This is a genomic window from Nocardiopsis nanhaiensis (assembly GCF_054778635.1).
Map to the genome: position 1 here is coordinate 17,654 of NZ_BAAGZJ010000089.1, position 13,678 is coordinate 31,331.

12 protein-coding genes are annotated in these 13,678 nt (G+C 68.6%); 4 read left to right on the forward strand and 8 right to left on the reverse strand.

Features of this window, described 5'->3' with window-relative positions:
* Positions 1 to 27: 27 nt before the first annotated feature.
* On the forward strand, positions 28 to 1,563 hold the full coding sequence (gene metG / locus ACYVD1_RS29165; protein ID WP_460777722.1) for a methionine--tRNA ligase: 1,536 nt from the start codon (positions 28 to 30) through the stop codon (positions 1,561 to 1,563).
* 56 nt (positions 1,564 to 1,619) lie between these two features.
* Here the strand turns inward: metG and ACYVD1_RS29170 are convergent, their stop codons facing one another.
* The 6 genes from ACYVD1_RS29170 to rpsB form a co-directional block, all read right to left on the reverse strand.
* A complete protein-coding gene (locus ACYVD1_RS29170) occupies positions 1,620 to 2,801 on the reverse strand; it encodes a pyridoxal phosphate-dependent aminotransferase (protein WP_460777723.1) in 1,182 nt (393 codons plus the stop codon).
* Between the two features lie 127 nt (positions 2,802 to 2,928).
* Positions 2,929 to 3,882, reverse strand: a complete 954-nt coding sequence (locus ACYVD1_RS29175; RefSeq protein WP_460777724.1) for a phosphatidate cytidylyltransferase — start codon at positions 3,880 to 3,882, stop codon at positions 2,929 to 2,931.
* A 3-nt stretch (positions 3,883 to 3,885) separates the two neighbouring features.
* Complete coding sequence (frr, locus tag ACYVD1_RS29180) at positions 3,886 to 4,443, reverse strand: ribosome recycling factor (protein ID WP_460777725.1); 558 nt, start codon at positions 4,441 to 4,443, stop codon at positions 3,886 to 3,888.
* A gap of 65 nt (positions 4,444 to 4,508) precedes the next feature.
* Entirely contained in the window at positions 4,509 to 5,252 is a 744-nt protein-coding gene (gene pyrH, locus ACYVD1_RS29185; protein WP_460758489.1) for a UMP kinase, read from the reverse strand.
* Between the two features lie 171 nt (positions 5,253 to 5,423).
* Positions 5,424 to 6,257, reverse strand: coding sequence for a translation elongation factor Ts (gene tsf, locus ACYVD1_RS29190; RefSeq protein WP_460777726.1), 834 nt, complete (start codon positions 6,255 to 6,257; stop codon positions 5,424 to 5,426).
* A gap of 130 nt (positions 6,258 to 6,387) precedes the next feature.
* On the reverse strand, positions 6,388 to 7,377 hold the full coding sequence (rpsB, locus tag ACYVD1_RS29195; protein ID WP_460777727.1) for a 30S ribosomal protein S2: 990 nt from the start codon (positions 7,375 to 7,377) through the stop codon (positions 6,388 to 6,390).
* A gap of 340 nt (positions 7,378 to 7,717) precedes the next feature.
* Here rpsB and ACYVD1_RS29200 point away from each other — a divergent pair, with 340 nt between their 5' ends.
* From ACYVD1_RS29200 to ACYVD1_RS29210, 3 genes are all read left to right on the forward strand, one after another.
* Positions 7,718 to 8,233, forward strand: coding sequence for a peptidoglycan DD-metalloendopeptidase family protein (locus ACYVD1_RS29200; RefSeq protein WP_460777728.1), 516 nt, complete (start codon positions 7,718 to 7,720; stop codon positions 8,231 to 8,233).
* Between the two features lie 172 nt (positions 8,234 to 8,405).
* Positions 8,406 to 10,385 (forward strand): ATP-binding protein, encoded by a 1,980-nt coding sequence (locus ACYVD1_RS29205; RefSeq protein ID WP_460777729.1) that lies wholly within the window; start codon positions 8,406 to 8,408, stop codon positions 10,383 to 10,385.
* 12 nt (positions 10,386 to 10,397) lie between these two features.
* Entirely contained in the window at positions 10,398 to 12,038 is a 1,641-nt protein-coding gene (locus tag ACYVD1_RS29210) for a type 1 periplasmic-binding domain-containing protein (protein ID WP_460777730.1), read from the forward strand.
* A gap of 62 nt (positions 12,039 to 12,100) precedes the next feature.
* Here ACYVD1_RS29210 and ACYVD1_RS29215 read toward each other — a convergent pair whose 3' ends face one another.
* On the reverse strand, positions 12,101 to 12,991 hold the full coding sequence (locus ACYVD1_RS29215; RefSeq protein WP_460777731.1) for a tyrosine recombinase XerC: 891 nt from the start codon (positions 12,989 to 12,991) through the stop codon (positions 12,101 to 12,103).
* Positions 12,988 to 13,347, reverse strand: coding sequence for a RidA family protein (locus tag ACYVD1_RS29220; protein WP_460777732.1), 360 nt, complete (start codon positions 13,345 to 13,347; stop codon positions 12,988 to 12,990). The genes ACYVD1_RS29215 and ACYVD1_RS29220 overlap by 4 nt, the downstream gene beginning before the upstream one ends.
* Positions 13,348 to 13,678: the final 331 nt, after the last annotated feature.

The window sequence follows — 13,678 nt, forward strand, 5'->3', positions numbered from 1 at the left end:
GCCCGGCGGGGCCGGAAAGGCCCGCCCATGAGCCGCTACTACGTCACCACCGCCATTCCGTACGTGAACGGTGCCCCGCACATCGGCCACGCCCTGGAACTGGTCCAGGCCGACGCCCTCGCCCGGCACCGGCGGCAGCGCGGGGACGAGGTCCGCGCCCAGACCGGCACCGACGACAACGCCCTCAAGAACGTGCTCAGCGCACGTGCCGAAGGGGTCAGCACCCCCGAATACGTCGACCTGGTCTCCCGGCGCTTCCTCGACCTCGCCGGGCCGCTGAGCCTGTCGTTCGACGACTCGGTCCGCACCGCCTTCGACCCGCGCCACCGGCCCGGCGTCGAACGGCTCTGGAAGACCTGTGCCGAACGCGGCGACCTCTATCTCCGGAGCTACACGGGCCGGTACTGCACCGGGTGCGAACAGTTCTACCCGCCCGCCGAGCTGCCCGACGGGCTGTGCCCGGAGCACCGCACCGCCCCCGAGGAGGTGTCCGAGGAGAACTGGTTCTTCCGGCTCAGCCGGTACCAGGAGCGGCTGCACGCCCTCGTCAGCTCCGGTGAGCTGCTCGTCGAACCAGACTTCCGCAGGCGGGAGGTGCTCGCCTTCATCGAGTCGGGGCTGGAGGACTTCAGCCTCTCCCGCAGCACCGACCGGGCACGCGGCTGGGGCATCCCGGTACCCGGCGACCCTGGACAGGTCGTCTACGTCTGGTACGACGCACTCGCCAACTACATCACCGGCCCGGGGTACGGCACCGACCCCGCCGGTTTCGACCACTGGTGGACCGGCGCCGACGAGCGCGTGCACGTCATCGGCAAGGGGATCCTCCGGTTCCACGCCGTGTACTGGCCCGCGATGCTGCTGTCCGCCGGGCTCCGGCCGCCCAGCACCGTCCTCGTGCACGAGTACCTGACCGCTGGCGGGGAGAAGATCAGCAAGTCCGCGGGCAAAGCGGCAGACCCCGCCGATATCGCCGACCGGTTCGGCACCGACGCGCTGCGGTGGTGGCTGCTGCGCGACGTGGGCCGCTCCGGCGACACCGACTACACCGAACCCCGCCTGGTCACACGGCACGACGAGGACCTGGCCGACAACATCGGCAACCTGGTGAACCGGACCGTCGCCATGGTGCACCGCTACCGCTCCGGAGTGGTGCCCTCCGCGCCAGGAGGCGATGGCACCCGGGCACCGGCCCGTGCCAGGGCCGAGCAGCGGGTGGCCGAGGCCCTGCACGCCTTCGACCTGCGCGCGGCGACCGGCGCCGTCGTCGAGCTCGCAGACGGGGGAAACCGGTACGTGGAGGAGCAGGCCCCGTGGACCCTGGCCCGCGCCGAGCGGAAGGAGGGAGCGGGCCCGGAGGCACTGGACGGTGTCCTGGCCGAACTGGTCGCGACCTGCCGGACGCTGGCCCGGCTGCTGGAGCCCTTCGTCCCCGACGCCTCCGCGCGCCTGACCGCCCAGCTCCACGGCGGCGGCAGCGACAGCGAGCGATCCGGGGACGACCGTCTCCCAGCGCCGAGCCCGGCCGTACGCAAACTCGGACCCGCCCAGCAGAAGGCCTGAACGTCCCCAGGGCCGGCCTCGTGCGCGGTTTCCCCGGGGTCCGGTCCTCCACAGGCTCAACCCTGGCGCTTGTGCCAGTCGGTCAGGCGCTGGACCGCCTCGTCGAGGACCTCGTCCTGCTTGCAGAAGGCGAAGCGCAGCAGGTGCCGCCCCTCCTCCTCGTGGTCGTAGAACACCTTGGCGGGCACCGCGGCCACCCCCGCTTCCGCGGGCAGGGCGCGGGCGACGTCCTCGCAGTCCAGGTAACCCAGCGGCCGGATGTCGGCCATCAGGAAGTAGGTCCCCTCGCACAGGTTCACGTCGAACCCGGCGGCGGTCAGGCCCTCCGCGAGCCGGTCGCGCTTGCCCTGGAGTGAGCGGCACTGTTCCCGGACCCACTCCTCCTCGTTGTCGAGCGCGTCGGCGATCGCCAGCTGCAGGGCGCCGTTGGCGGAGAAGGTGAGGAACTGGTTGACCGTGCGCACAGCCTTGACCAGTGGTTCGGGGCCGGTGACCCAACCGGTCTTCCACGCGGTCACGGCGAAGGTCTTGCCCACCGAGGAGATCGACAGCGTCCGTTCCCGCATGCCCGGCAGCGTGGCCAGCGACACGTGCGGGCGGCCGTCGAAGGTGAGGAACTCGTACACCTCGTCGGTGACCGCGATCAGGTCGTGCTCGCGGCACACCTGGGCGATCTCCTCCAGTTCGGCGGCGGTGAACACCGCACCGGTGGGGTTGTGCGGGGTGTTCACCATGATCAGCCTGGTGCGCGGCGTGACGGCGGCGCGCAGTTCGGCCGGGTCGAAGGTGAAGCGGCCGCTCGACGGATCGCTGCGCAGCGCCACGGAGCGGCGCACACCGCCAGCCAGGGAGATCATGGCCGCGTAGGAGTCGTACATCGGCTCGAAGACGACCACCTCGTCCCCGCGCTCCACGAAGGCCAGAAGTGACGCGGCGATCCCGGCGGTCGCGCCGACGGTCACGTACACCTCGGTCTCCGGGTCGAAGTCCAGCCCGTAGTGGCGGGCACGGTACCGGCTCACCGCCTGGCGCAGCTCGGGGCGTCCCGGCCCGGGCGGGTACTGGTTCACCCCCTCCATGATGTGCCGGGTCGCCCCCTCGAGGAGGGAACGGGGCCCGTCCGTGTCGGGGAAACCCTGCCCCAGGTTGACGGACTCGGTCTCGACGGCCAGGCGCGTCATCTCGGCGAAGATCGTCTCGCCGTACTCGCGCATTCGTTCGATCAGCGGTTCATCCACCCGAAGAGCGTATCGACCTGGGCCCGTCGTTGACATCCCCCGCCCCCGGACACGGCAGAGGCCCCCGGTCTCGTGGCGCCCAGCCGATCGCTGGGTGCCACGAGGCCGAGGGCCTGCCGGGGCCCCCTTAGGGGAGGAGGAGGCTGAGCACGATCCAGACCACGGGGCCCGCGATGAGGAGCGAGTCCAAGCGGTCCATCAGCCCGCCGTGGCCCGGCATGAACCGGCCCATGTCCTTGACCCCCAGGTCGCGCTTGAAGAGCGACTCGATGAGGTCGCCGACCGTCGCGGCCAGCACGACCGCCAGGCCCAGGACCACGCCGACCCACCAGGGGCCGTCCAGCAGCAGGGTCACGCACAGCGCGCCCGCCACCGCACAGGCCACCACGGAGCCGCCGAAGCCCTCCCAGGTCTTGTTCGGGCTGATCACCGGCGTCATCTTGTGCCGGCCCAGAAGGATCCCGGCGAAGTAACCGCCGATGTCGCTGGAGATCGTCACCACGATGAACACGACGAGCCGGTACTGGCCGTCCTCGGGGTGCGCGATGAGCAGCATCCACGTGGCCAGCAGGAACGGCAGGTACACGAGGGTGAACAGGTTGGCCGACGCGTCGGCGACGAACCATTCCGCCCCGCCGCGCAACCGCCAGACCAAGCAGACGATCGCGGTGAGGGCGGTGATGCCCAGCAACCACTCCGCGCCCCCGAAGTAGGCTCCGGCCTGCATGGCCACGCCGCCCACGGCCAACGGGACCACGGCGAGGGTCGTGCCCTTGCCGCTGAAGGCGCGGTTGAGCTCGCGGAGCCCGATCAGCACCCCCAGGGACGTGATGATCGTGAACAGCTGTGGCCAGGGGAAGATCGAGAAGAAGACGAGGGCGCCCAGGACGCACCCGCTGGCGATGGCCACCGGGAGGTTGCGTCCGGTCTTGACCGGCTCACCCCCCGGCTTGTGCAGCACGAAGCGCTGACCGGCCTCCGCGTCCGGATCGGCGGTGTCCGCCCCGGACGGAGGGCTGTCGTCGGGTCTGTGCTCCGGCGAGTGGTCATCGCCTCCGGAGCCGTTGGAAGGTGTGGTCACCGGCTAAACCTCGAGAAGATCCGATTCCTTGTGCTTCAACAGCTCATCGACGGCGGCGACGTACTTCTGGGACATCTCGTCGAGCTCGGTCTGGGCGCGGTGCGCCTCGTCCTCACCGAGGTCACCGGCCTTGACGGCCTTCTCGAAGCTGTCCTTGGCGCGACGGCGCACGTTCCGGATCGACACCTTGGCGTCCTCGGCCTTGGTGCGGGCGACCTTCACGTACTCCTTGCGGCGCTCCTCGGACAGGTCCGGGAAGACCACGCGGATGACCTGGCCGTCGTCGGAGGGGTTCACACCCAGGTCGCTGTTGCGGATCGCGTTGATGATCTCGGTACGCGCGCTGACGTCGAAGGGGGAGATGACGACCATCCGCGGCTCGGGCACCGAGAAGGAGGCCAACTGGTTGAGCGGCGTGCGCGAACCGTAGTACTCGACGGTGATCTTGTTGAAGGTAGCCGGGGTGGGACGGCCGGTTCGGATCGTCGCGAAGTCCTCCTTCGCCACGGTCACGGCCTTCTCCATCTTCTCGTCGGCCTCAAGGAGGGTTTCTTCGATCATTGTGGGCGCTCCCGGATTCTCGGCTGGGTGTTCGTGGCTTTGTGGCTCGGCCTGGCCCTCGCCGGCTAGGCGGAGCTCGGACCGACGATGGTGCCGATCTTCTCACCGCGGACGGCGCGCAGGATGTTGCCCTGGCTCATGAGGTCGAAGACGACGATGGGCAGCCCGTTGTCCATGCAGAGGCTGACGGCCGTGGCGTCCATGACCTTGAGGCCGCGGGTGAGGACCTCGTTGTAGTTGAGCTTGTCGAACTTGACCGCGTCCGGGTTGCGCTGCGGGTCGGCGTCGTAGACACCGTCGACCTGGGTGCCCTTGAGGACCGCCTGCGCGCCGATCTCCAGCGCGCGCTGGGCGGCGGTGGTGTCGGTCGAGAAGAACGGCGCGCCCAGACCGGCACCGAAGATGACGACGCGGCCCTTCTCCAGGTGTCGGACGGCCCGGCGCGGAATGTAGGCCTCGGCGACCTGGCTCATGTGGATCGCGGTCTGCACGCGCGTGTCCACACCGAGGCGCTCCAGGAAGTCCTGGAGGGCGAGGCAGTTGATGACGGTGCCGAGCATCCCCATGTAGTCGGCGCGGCCGCGCTCGATCCCGCCTTCGGTGAGCTGCGCGCCGCGGAACATGTTGCCGCCGCCGACGACGACGGCGACCTCAATGCCCTCGGAGACCGCTTCGGCGATCGACTCGCCCAGGTACTGGATGACCTCGGGCTCGATCCCGAGACCGCCGTCGCCCGCGAACGCCTCCCCCGAGAGCTTGAGCATGACACGTTTCCAACCGGAATCGTGCATGGCGGGTCCGGTGGTCATGGCTTCGTTCTCCGACACGGCCTGCGGCCTCCCTTGTTGTCCCCGAGTGGCACAGGGTCCCCCGAGTGCTCCTGCTGCGGGCAGTCGGGGACACGCTGCCGCCCGAACCCACCCATATCCACCGAAGGTGCCGGGGAGAAGTCTCCCCGGCACCTCCATCATGTCAAAGTCCTAGGCCTGGCCGACCTTGAAGCGGACGAAGCGCTTGACGTTCACGCCGGCCGCATCGACGACCTTCTGGACCGTCTGCTTGTTGTCCTTCACGAACGGCTGCCCCAGGAGGGTCACTTCCTTGAAGTAACCGTTGAGGCGGCCCTCCACGATCTTGGGGATCGCCTGCTCGGGCTTGCCCTCGCCGCGGGTGGTCTCCTCGGCGATGCGGCGCTCGTTGGCGACCACGTCTTCGGGGACCTCGTCCTTGCCGACGTACTTGGGCGCCAGGGCGGCGATCTGCTGGGCGAGGTCCTTGCCGACCTCTTCGTTGACCTGGTCGAGCTCGACCAGGACGCCCATGCTCGGGGGCAGGTCCGGGTCGGACTTGTGCAGGTAGGAGGCGACGTAGGCGCCCTCGAACTTGGCGATCCGGCCGAGCTCGAGCTTCTCGCCGATGATGGCGCTCTTGCCCTCGATGAAGGCCTGGAGGCTCTTGCCCGACTCGATCTCGGCGGCGGCGACGACGAGGTCGTCGCTGTCCTGGGCGGCGACGAAGTCGGCGACCTGGTTGGCCAGCTCGATGAACTGCTCGTTCTTGGCGACGAAGTCGGTCTCGCAGCGGAGCTCGACGAGGGTGGCCTTGCCCTCGCCCTCCTTCTTGAGGACGACCATGCCCTGGGCGGCGGTGCGGTCCGCGCGCTTGTCGACGGACTTGGCGCCCTTGATCCGCAGGGCCTCGACGGCCTTGTCGTAGTCGCCGTCGGCCTCGTTCAGGGCCTTCTTGCAGTCCATCATGCCGGCGCCGGTCGCGTCGCGCAGCTTCTTGACGTCCGCGGCGGTGAAGTTCGCCATGACTGTTCTCGGATTCCCTTGAGTGAAGTCTGATCTGGAAGAAGTGGAGCGGCCCGGGTGTACACCGCGCGGGCCGCCCCGCCCGCTAGGGGCGAGGCGGCACACAGCTGGCGGTGTCCGTGGCCGCTGACTACTCGCTGGCCTTGGCCTCGTCGGCGTTGTCAGCCTTGACGGCCTCGGCGGCGTCCGCGGCGGCCGGAGCCTGCTCGGGGGCGTCCACCGGGGAGTCCTCGGAGGTGACCTCGGCCGGAGCCTCGGCGGCGACCTCGTCGGCCGGGGCAACGGTCGGGGTCTCGTCCGGGGCCTGCTCGGCGGCGGCCTCGACGGCCTCGGCGGTCGCCGTCTCGCTCTTGCCCTCGAGGAGCTCGCGCTCCCACTCGGCCAAGGGCTCCTCGGCGGCCTTCTCCTCAGTCGCACCGGAGGCACCGGAACGGACCAGGAGACCGTCTGCGACGGCGTCGGCGACGACGCGGGTGAGCAGGCTGACGCTGCGGATGGCGTCGTCGTTGCCCGGGATCGGGTAGTCGACCTCGTCCGGGTCGCAGTTGGTGTCGAGGATCGCGACGACCGGGATGTTCAGCTTGCGAGCCTCGCTGATCGCGATGTGCTCCTTCTTGGTGTCCACGATCCAGACCGCGCTGGGCACGCGGGCCATGTCGCGGATACCGCCGAGGGTGCGCTCGAGCTTGTCCTTCTCACGGCGAAGGTTCAGCAGCTCCTTCTTCGTGAGCGTGGAGCCGGCGACGTCGTCGAAGTCGATCTCCTCCAGCTCCTTGAGGCGCTGGAGCCGCTTGTGCACGGTGGAGAAGTTGGTGAGCATGCCGCCCAGCCAGCGCTGGTTGACGTAGGGCATGCCCACGCGGCGGGCCTGCTCGTCAATGGCCTCCTGCGCCTGCTTCTTCGTGCCGACGAACAGGATGGTGCCACCGTGGGCGACCGTCTGCTTGACGAACTCGTAGGCGCGGTCGATGTACGCCAGCGACTTCTGGAGGTCGATGATGTAGATGCCGTTGCGCTCGGTGAAGATGAAGCGCTTCATCTTCGGGTTCCAGCGACGCGTCTGGTGCCCGAAGTGAACGCCGCTCTCCAGGAGCTGGCGAATCGTCACGACTGTGGCCATGACTAGGTCCTCCTTGCGGTGGCGGATGACTTCTCCGCCGTCGGTTGATCCTGACGCCCCGGCCGTACCGCCACCCGCCGAGGCGGTGTGGACCGTAGGTGCGACCCCTCCCGGAGGAGGCGCGTGGGCGTGCGTATTGTGGGTCGGCCCTTCCGGGCCACAGATGATTCTATCCTCCCTTGGACACACCCCGGAACGGCCTTGTGTCCAGGGGGATCGCCGAGCGGCCGGGGATCAGTCGAAGGGCCCTCCGGTGCGGCTCGGGGGGCAGCGCGCGGAGGTTGTCCACAGGTTCACCGGCGGTCTGGCGGAGCACGCCGGGGCCGCGCACTCTGAATACATGAGACACCGCCGCATCTGGCACCTCCTGCTGTCGCTCTCGCTCCTGCTGTTCCCTCTTTTTCCGCACCGAATCACGCTTTCCGCTCCTGCCCCCGGCACCTCGTGGCGCTGGCCGGTGGACCCACCTGTCCAGGTCCTGCGCCGCTTCGACCCGCCGGAGCAGCGCTGGCTCGCGGGACACCTGGGGGTGGACCTCGCGGCCGAGCCGGAACAGCCGGTGTACGCGGCCGGCCCGGGCCGCGTCCGCTTCGCGGGCCGGGTGGCCGGCGTGGGGGTGGTGAGCGTCGCGCACGGGGAGCTGCACACCACATATCTGCCGGTGGAGGCCTCCGTGGCCCGGGGCGACCCGGTCACCGACGACCCCATCGGCACCCTCGCTACCGAACCCCGGCACTGCGCCGACCGCCCCTGCCTCCACTGGGGCCTGATCCGCGGCACCACCTACCTCGACCCGCTCTCCCTACTGGGCCAAGGCGAGGTCCGGCTGTTCCCATTCCGAGAATCGCCGCACTAAATGATCCCTGGCCAGGGTCAGCCCAGAATTGATGAACACACCGGACTCAGGTGATCGACGTTCTGCCCTAAAAGTCCAACAGAGCCGCATCCCACGGCACCGGGGAACCCCCTGCGAATCATGCAGTCGTCGAGTACCCTCCAAAGCAACCGAATCTAGGAGATCCCCCCAGATGAAGTTGCGTCCCATGTTCACCCAGGTCGACGTCTCCGGAGCGACCATTCTTCGCGACCGCCCCCTGGATGAAATCCTCGACCATTGCCGGGACAAGTCCGACCAGTTCGTGAACCTCACCGTCTTCGGTCCTTCCGGGAGCGGCAAGACGACCCTGCTCACCCAGGCCAAGGAGATACTTCGCCTGGTCACCCCGACCGCCTTCGTCAACTGCAACGAATACCGCCCGGAGACCGTTCCGGACCTTTTCCGCGAGCTCCGGGACCAGTTGAGCACCAAGATCCCGGGGCTGCCGCGTTGCCGCTTTCCACGGCTGGACCTGGTACTCACCGCTATACAGAGCGGTCTCACCCCGAACAGTGACTACTCCAGGGCATGGCCGGATCTCGTCAGGCACTGGAGACGGCAGGTACGTGCCGACCGCAGGACCCGGCTCGAGCGCCGCGGCGGACCGCGCACCTCCGTCAGCATGGCCGTCGAAGTCAAACTGGTCTTCCTCAGGTTCCACGTCGGCACGGCGCGTCCGGTCCGTCTCGCCCTCCCGCTGACGCGCTGGAAGCCCGATACCGCCGCGAAGCAGTGGTTCACGACCCGGGCCTGGGGCTCGCTCATCAACCCCTATCCGGACGACGCCGGGACGGACCGGGCAGAGTGGGACCACGAAACCGAGTGGAGGATTCAGACCAGCCACAACGAGTGGCTGGTCCACGCGTTCCTCGCCGATCTGCGTGATCAGGCCGGAGACGCCGACCAGTACCGCCGCATCGTCTTCCTGGACGACGTCGACGCCCTGAAGCAGCCGGCCATCAGCGGCGGCGGGCTGCTCGCGCTCTTCCAGGCAGCCAAGTCGTCGACCGCACACGAAAGGGTCGGCCGGACACCGCTGCTGCTGGTGAGCAGCTCCCCCGAGACGTCGTTCCAAACCAGGTCGAAGGCGGTCCCGGCCCCGGACTTCACCCCCACCGAAGTCCGCGAGCTGTCGGAAAGCAAACCGCACCGAATAGACGACCACTTCCCCGAGCTCATCTTCGGGCTCACCGGGGGATATGTGGAGGCCACCAACTACCTGCTGCAGGACCAGGCGATTGACGGGCTCCACGCCTACAACGGACTCCAGCACCTGCTCCGGCAGAGGCACGGCGGCGCCGAGGACGCCCCGACACTGGAGGAACACCTCTGTGACACCCTCGTCAGGGCCCTGCTCAAACACTCGGAGCTCGCCATCGAGAGCAGCACACTCGAAGCACTGGCGATCTGCTCGCTGGCCAAGGACCTCCAGGACGTCGACCACCTCATCGATGCCTACGACCTCCGCGATGACCTGGTCGGACTCGACGACCGCCATTGGCTGGCCTGGAACGAGAACACCGGGGCCGCGCGCTCCGCACGGGCGCTACTGATGCGGTTACTGCTGCGCCGCTGGCAGAAGGAACCGACATGGCTGCGCTGCGACCGCACCCAAGCGTTCGACCGGCTCGCGAGGCACTCCGACTGGGGGTCGAGCGGCCATACACCCAACTGGTACTACTACACGCTCGGCTCCGGCGACCTCATGGTGGTGTGCCGGGCACTCGACGCGCTGCTCGACCTGCCGGGCCGCGAGTCCGAGGTGCTCGACCTCATCCGCCACAGCACGTCGGTACCGCAGCCGCCGATCGACGACCCCGAAGCGGAGGACTTCACCCCGCTTCAGCGGTACGAATTCCTGGTCCGCAATCGGGGGCCCCTCCGTTCCGGCAGGTTTTCCCTGGGCAGCCGGATATCGAAGATCCTCCGTGTCGTCTCCGGAAAGTGGGTCATCGAAGACCCCTTCGAGAGCATGTACACCAGAGACGTACACCTGCGCGTTCGCTCCGCATTCCACGAACTGGGCACCGAATGCGAAGACAGCAGCCCGTTCCAGTCCGAGGCCGATTTTCACGAGAACATCGCCTTGGGACGCCCGGTGAACCCGCGCGACGCCAAAACGGACTTCTGAGTAGGAGGAGAAATGGAACAGAGCCGCTCCTCCATCAGCGACCTCACGTTCCCGATCACCCGGTCCGAGCTCGTCCGCAGGATCGGCTCGCCGAGACAGCGGCGGCGGTTCAGACGTGCCCGGGTCGTCACGGCCGTCCTGACGGCCTTGGTTCTCATCAGTACGGCACTGGGGGTCGTGGTCGGTTGGCCCCGGCTGGTCTGCGGAACGGGCCTGCAGCAGATCCGAGGCGAATGCGTCGGCGTCAACGACGGGGCCCATTCTTTCGAATCGGGGATCGGAGGTATCACCGACCGGATTCACAGCATGAACACCGAGGTCGAGGAGATCGCCGCCTCCGAAGGCAACGCCCAGGCCTTCCGAATAGTGATCATGGGCTCGTTCTCGAAGATCGAGAACGCGGACTTGAGCGATGATCAGATCACCAGCGCCGTCGGGGGAGCCTACTCAGCGCTGATGCAACTGAACGGATTCACGGAGACCGAATCCGGCGTGGAGCGCGCATCGGGGGGACGGGCGGTCTTCCAGCTCTACCTGGCCAACGAGGGAAGCGTGCAGCAAGGGACCGGGGCGGTCGTCAACAACCTCGAATCGATGGTCCACGACGATATCCCCCTCTCCCTGGTCATCGGGCAGTCCTCGACCACCACCCAAACCGAGGAAGCCGCGCGGGAGTTGTCCGACATCGGCATTCCCATGATCGCGAGCTCCTCGACCTCTACCACGATCAATCACGAGAACTCCCCCGGACTCATCCGAGCGGCTCCCAATAACGAGGACTTCGCGGCGGCGATCCGCGACCACCTGGACCGGAATGCCGAGTCGGACGAGGAGCCGGTCAGGGGCCGGCTGCTCACCGACAGCAATGAGGGAGACACCTTCTCCAGAGATCTGGCCGAACAGTTCAGCCGGTATCTCGACCCCTACCTCTCCCCGGGTGAGCTGAGCTACAGGGGGTACGCCGGCGAGGAGGGGGAGCAGTTCGATTTCGGTCACCTAGCCGCAGAGATCTGCCGCGACGGGGATACCAACGCGGTGTTCTTCGCCGGAAGGCACTCCGACCTCGAGGACTTCCTGGCCGCAGCGCACGACTACCGGTGCGGAGACGGGGACAGCCCCCCGCTCACGGTGTACGCCATGGAGCTCGGTCTGCTACCGGGCCTGGAGGAGACCTACTCCACGAAGCAGTGCGACCCCACCGACGACCCGGCCTCGGAGCACTACCGCCTCGTCCAAGCCAGTGCCTTCGACCCCGCCTGGTTGGACGAGGACGCGGACAGTCCAGTGGGATTCCGCGGTTACACGTCGGCCATGGAGGAAACGCTGGGCACCTCCCCGTCCGAGGACTTCCACGACGACTACAGCCTGATCTACTACGACGCGGCCACGATCGCGGTCCGCGCGACGCTGCTCGGCGACTCCCCGGATGACGAGGACACCCTGGCCTCGGAAGTCCGGGAGCACCTGTTCCGGGTGACTGAAAGTCCGACCGGAAGCGGGGAACTCGAATACCTGGAGGAGCTGGACGGCCGGGTCACCGGCCGATACGTCCCGATCCTCAGCTCCGACTGCTCGGCGGAGACGACGGACGCGGAGCCGTTCCAGACCCCCAACGTCTCCTACGAAGAGCTGTACCCGGACCTGGCGGACTGAGCCGGTGCCGGGAAGCGGCGGGCCGGGCCTTGCCTGATCAGCAGGCCCGGCCCGAAGGCCGGTCAGGCGCGGGGGTGGGCCTGCTGGTAGGCCGAGCGCAGGCGGTCCACGGACACGTGCGTGTAGATCTGGGTGCTGCGCGGGCTGGAATGGCCCAGGAACTCCTGCACGCTGCGCAGGTCCGCTCCCCCGTTCAACAGGTGGGTGGCCGCGCTGTGCCGCAGACCGTGCGGAGCACCGTCCACACCGGCCGCACGCAGGTGGGCGTGCACGTCCTCCCGGGCCTGGCGCACCCCCAGACGGCCACCACGCGCCCCCAGGAAGAGCGCCAGCCCGCTGGACCGGGAGGTGAGTTCGGGGCGTCCCCCGGTAATCCAGGCGTCCAAGGCCTCCAGGGCCGGGGCACCCACCGGGACAGTGCGCTCCTTGTCCCCCTTACCCAGAACCCGGACGGTGTCCCGGGAGCGGTCGAGGTCGGCCAGGTCCAGGGCGCACAGTTCGGCGACCCGGATACCGGTGGCGTAGAGCAGCTCCACCACCGCGTGACGGCGCAGCTCCACCGGGGTCTCGGGCTCTGCCCGTTCCAGGGCGGCCCGGGCCTGTTCCTCGTTCAGGACCGTGGGCAGGGCGCGCTGCTGACTGGGGGTGGCCAGTCGGGGGCCAGGGTCGGCGGCCAGGGCTCCCTCGCGGTGCAGGTATCGGGTGAGGGCTCGGACCGCCGCCACCCGGCGGGCGATGGTGGAGCGGCTCGCCCCGGCTTCGCGGGCGCGGGAGAGCCAGGCGCGGACCAGGGGAACGTCCAGGTCGGCTTCGGAAAGGCCGTGGCCGTCGAGATGGTCGAGGAGGGACCTGAGATCGGAGAGGTACCCGCGCACAGTGTGCGGCGACCTGCCCAGCTCTGCGGTGAGGTGCGCGGCGAAGCGTTCCAGGAGCGGGGGTTCGGCGGCGCTCAACCGTTGCTCCGGGGCAGGCAGGCGATGGCGTCGATCTCCACCAGGAAGCGCGGGTTGACCAGACCGCTCACCTCCACCAGGCTCGCCGCCGGCCGGTGCCCCTCCGGCAGGCAGTCCAGGAGGGCCGAGCGGAACTCGTCCAGGTCGGCGATATGGCGCAGGTAGTAGGTCAGCTTCACCACGTGGCGGAGTTCGGCCCCGTGCCGGGCCAGGATGGTCTCCATGTTCCGGAAGATCTGCCGGGTCTGTCCGCCCGCGTCGCCCGCGACACCGCCGTCGGGGGCTTCCGGGGACTGTCCGGAGACGAACAGGAGTGGACCGTCGGCCATGAGGGCGTCACTGTACGGTTTGGCCATAGCCGAACCGTACCCAGCCCCCGTTGCCGGTACCCGCGCGGAATCCCGACGCCTGGGCGGCGCCGGTCTGTGCGTAGATTACACACGCAGGGCCTCTTGTGGCTGGGGTTCCCTCTCTGGGCTGGGGTTCCCTCTCTGGGCTGGGGTTCCCTCTCTGGGCTGGGGTTCCCTCTCTGGGCTGGGGTTCCCTCTCTGGTGGGGGTCGCCCTGTTGGCTGGGGTGTCCTCCTTTCCCGCCGCCCGATTGTGGCCGTCTCCGCTGCGCGCCTCAAGGTCGTCGCCATCGAGCGCTTCGCGCGTCAACGGCGCTCCACCTTGACCCGCTCCGCTAC

Bases quoted from the DNA above. Each gene is read 5' to 3' on its own strand.
- metG (WP_460777722.1), top strand. From the start codon at position 28: ATGAGCCGCTACTACGTCACCACCGCCATTCCGTACGTGAACGGTGCC.
- frr (WP_460777725.1), bottom strand. From the start codon at position 4,443: ATGATCGAAGAAACCCTCCTTGAGGCCGACGAGAAGATGGAGAAGGCC.
- pyrH (WP_460758489.1), bottom strand. From the start codon at position 5,252: ATGACCACCGGACCCGCCATGCACGATTCCGGTTGGAAACGTGTCATG.
- tsf (WP_460777726.1), bottom strand. From the start codon at position 6,257: ATGGCGAACTTCACCGCCGCGGACGTCAAGAAGCTGCGCGACGCGACC.
- rpsB (WP_460777727.1), bottom strand. From the start codon at position 7,377: ATGGCCACAGTCGTGACGATTCGCCAGCTCCTGGAGAGCGGCGTTCAC.
- ACYVD1_RS29200 (WP_460777728.1), top strand. From the start codon at position 7,718: ATGAGACACCGCCGCATCTGGCACCTCCTGCTGTCGCTCTCGCTCCTG.
- ACYVD1_RS29205 (WP_460777729.1), top strand. From the start codon at position 8,406: ATGAAGTTGCGTCCCATGTTCACCCAGGTCGACGTCTCCGGAGCGACC.
- ACYVD1_RS29210 (WP_460777730.1), top strand. From the start codon at position 10,398: ATGGAACAGAGCCGCTCCTCCATCAGCGACCTCACGTTCCCGATCACC.
- ACYVD1_RS29220 (WP_460777732.1), bottom strand. From the start codon at position 13,347: ATGGCCAAACCGTACAGTGACGCCCTCATGGCCGACGGTCCACTCCTG.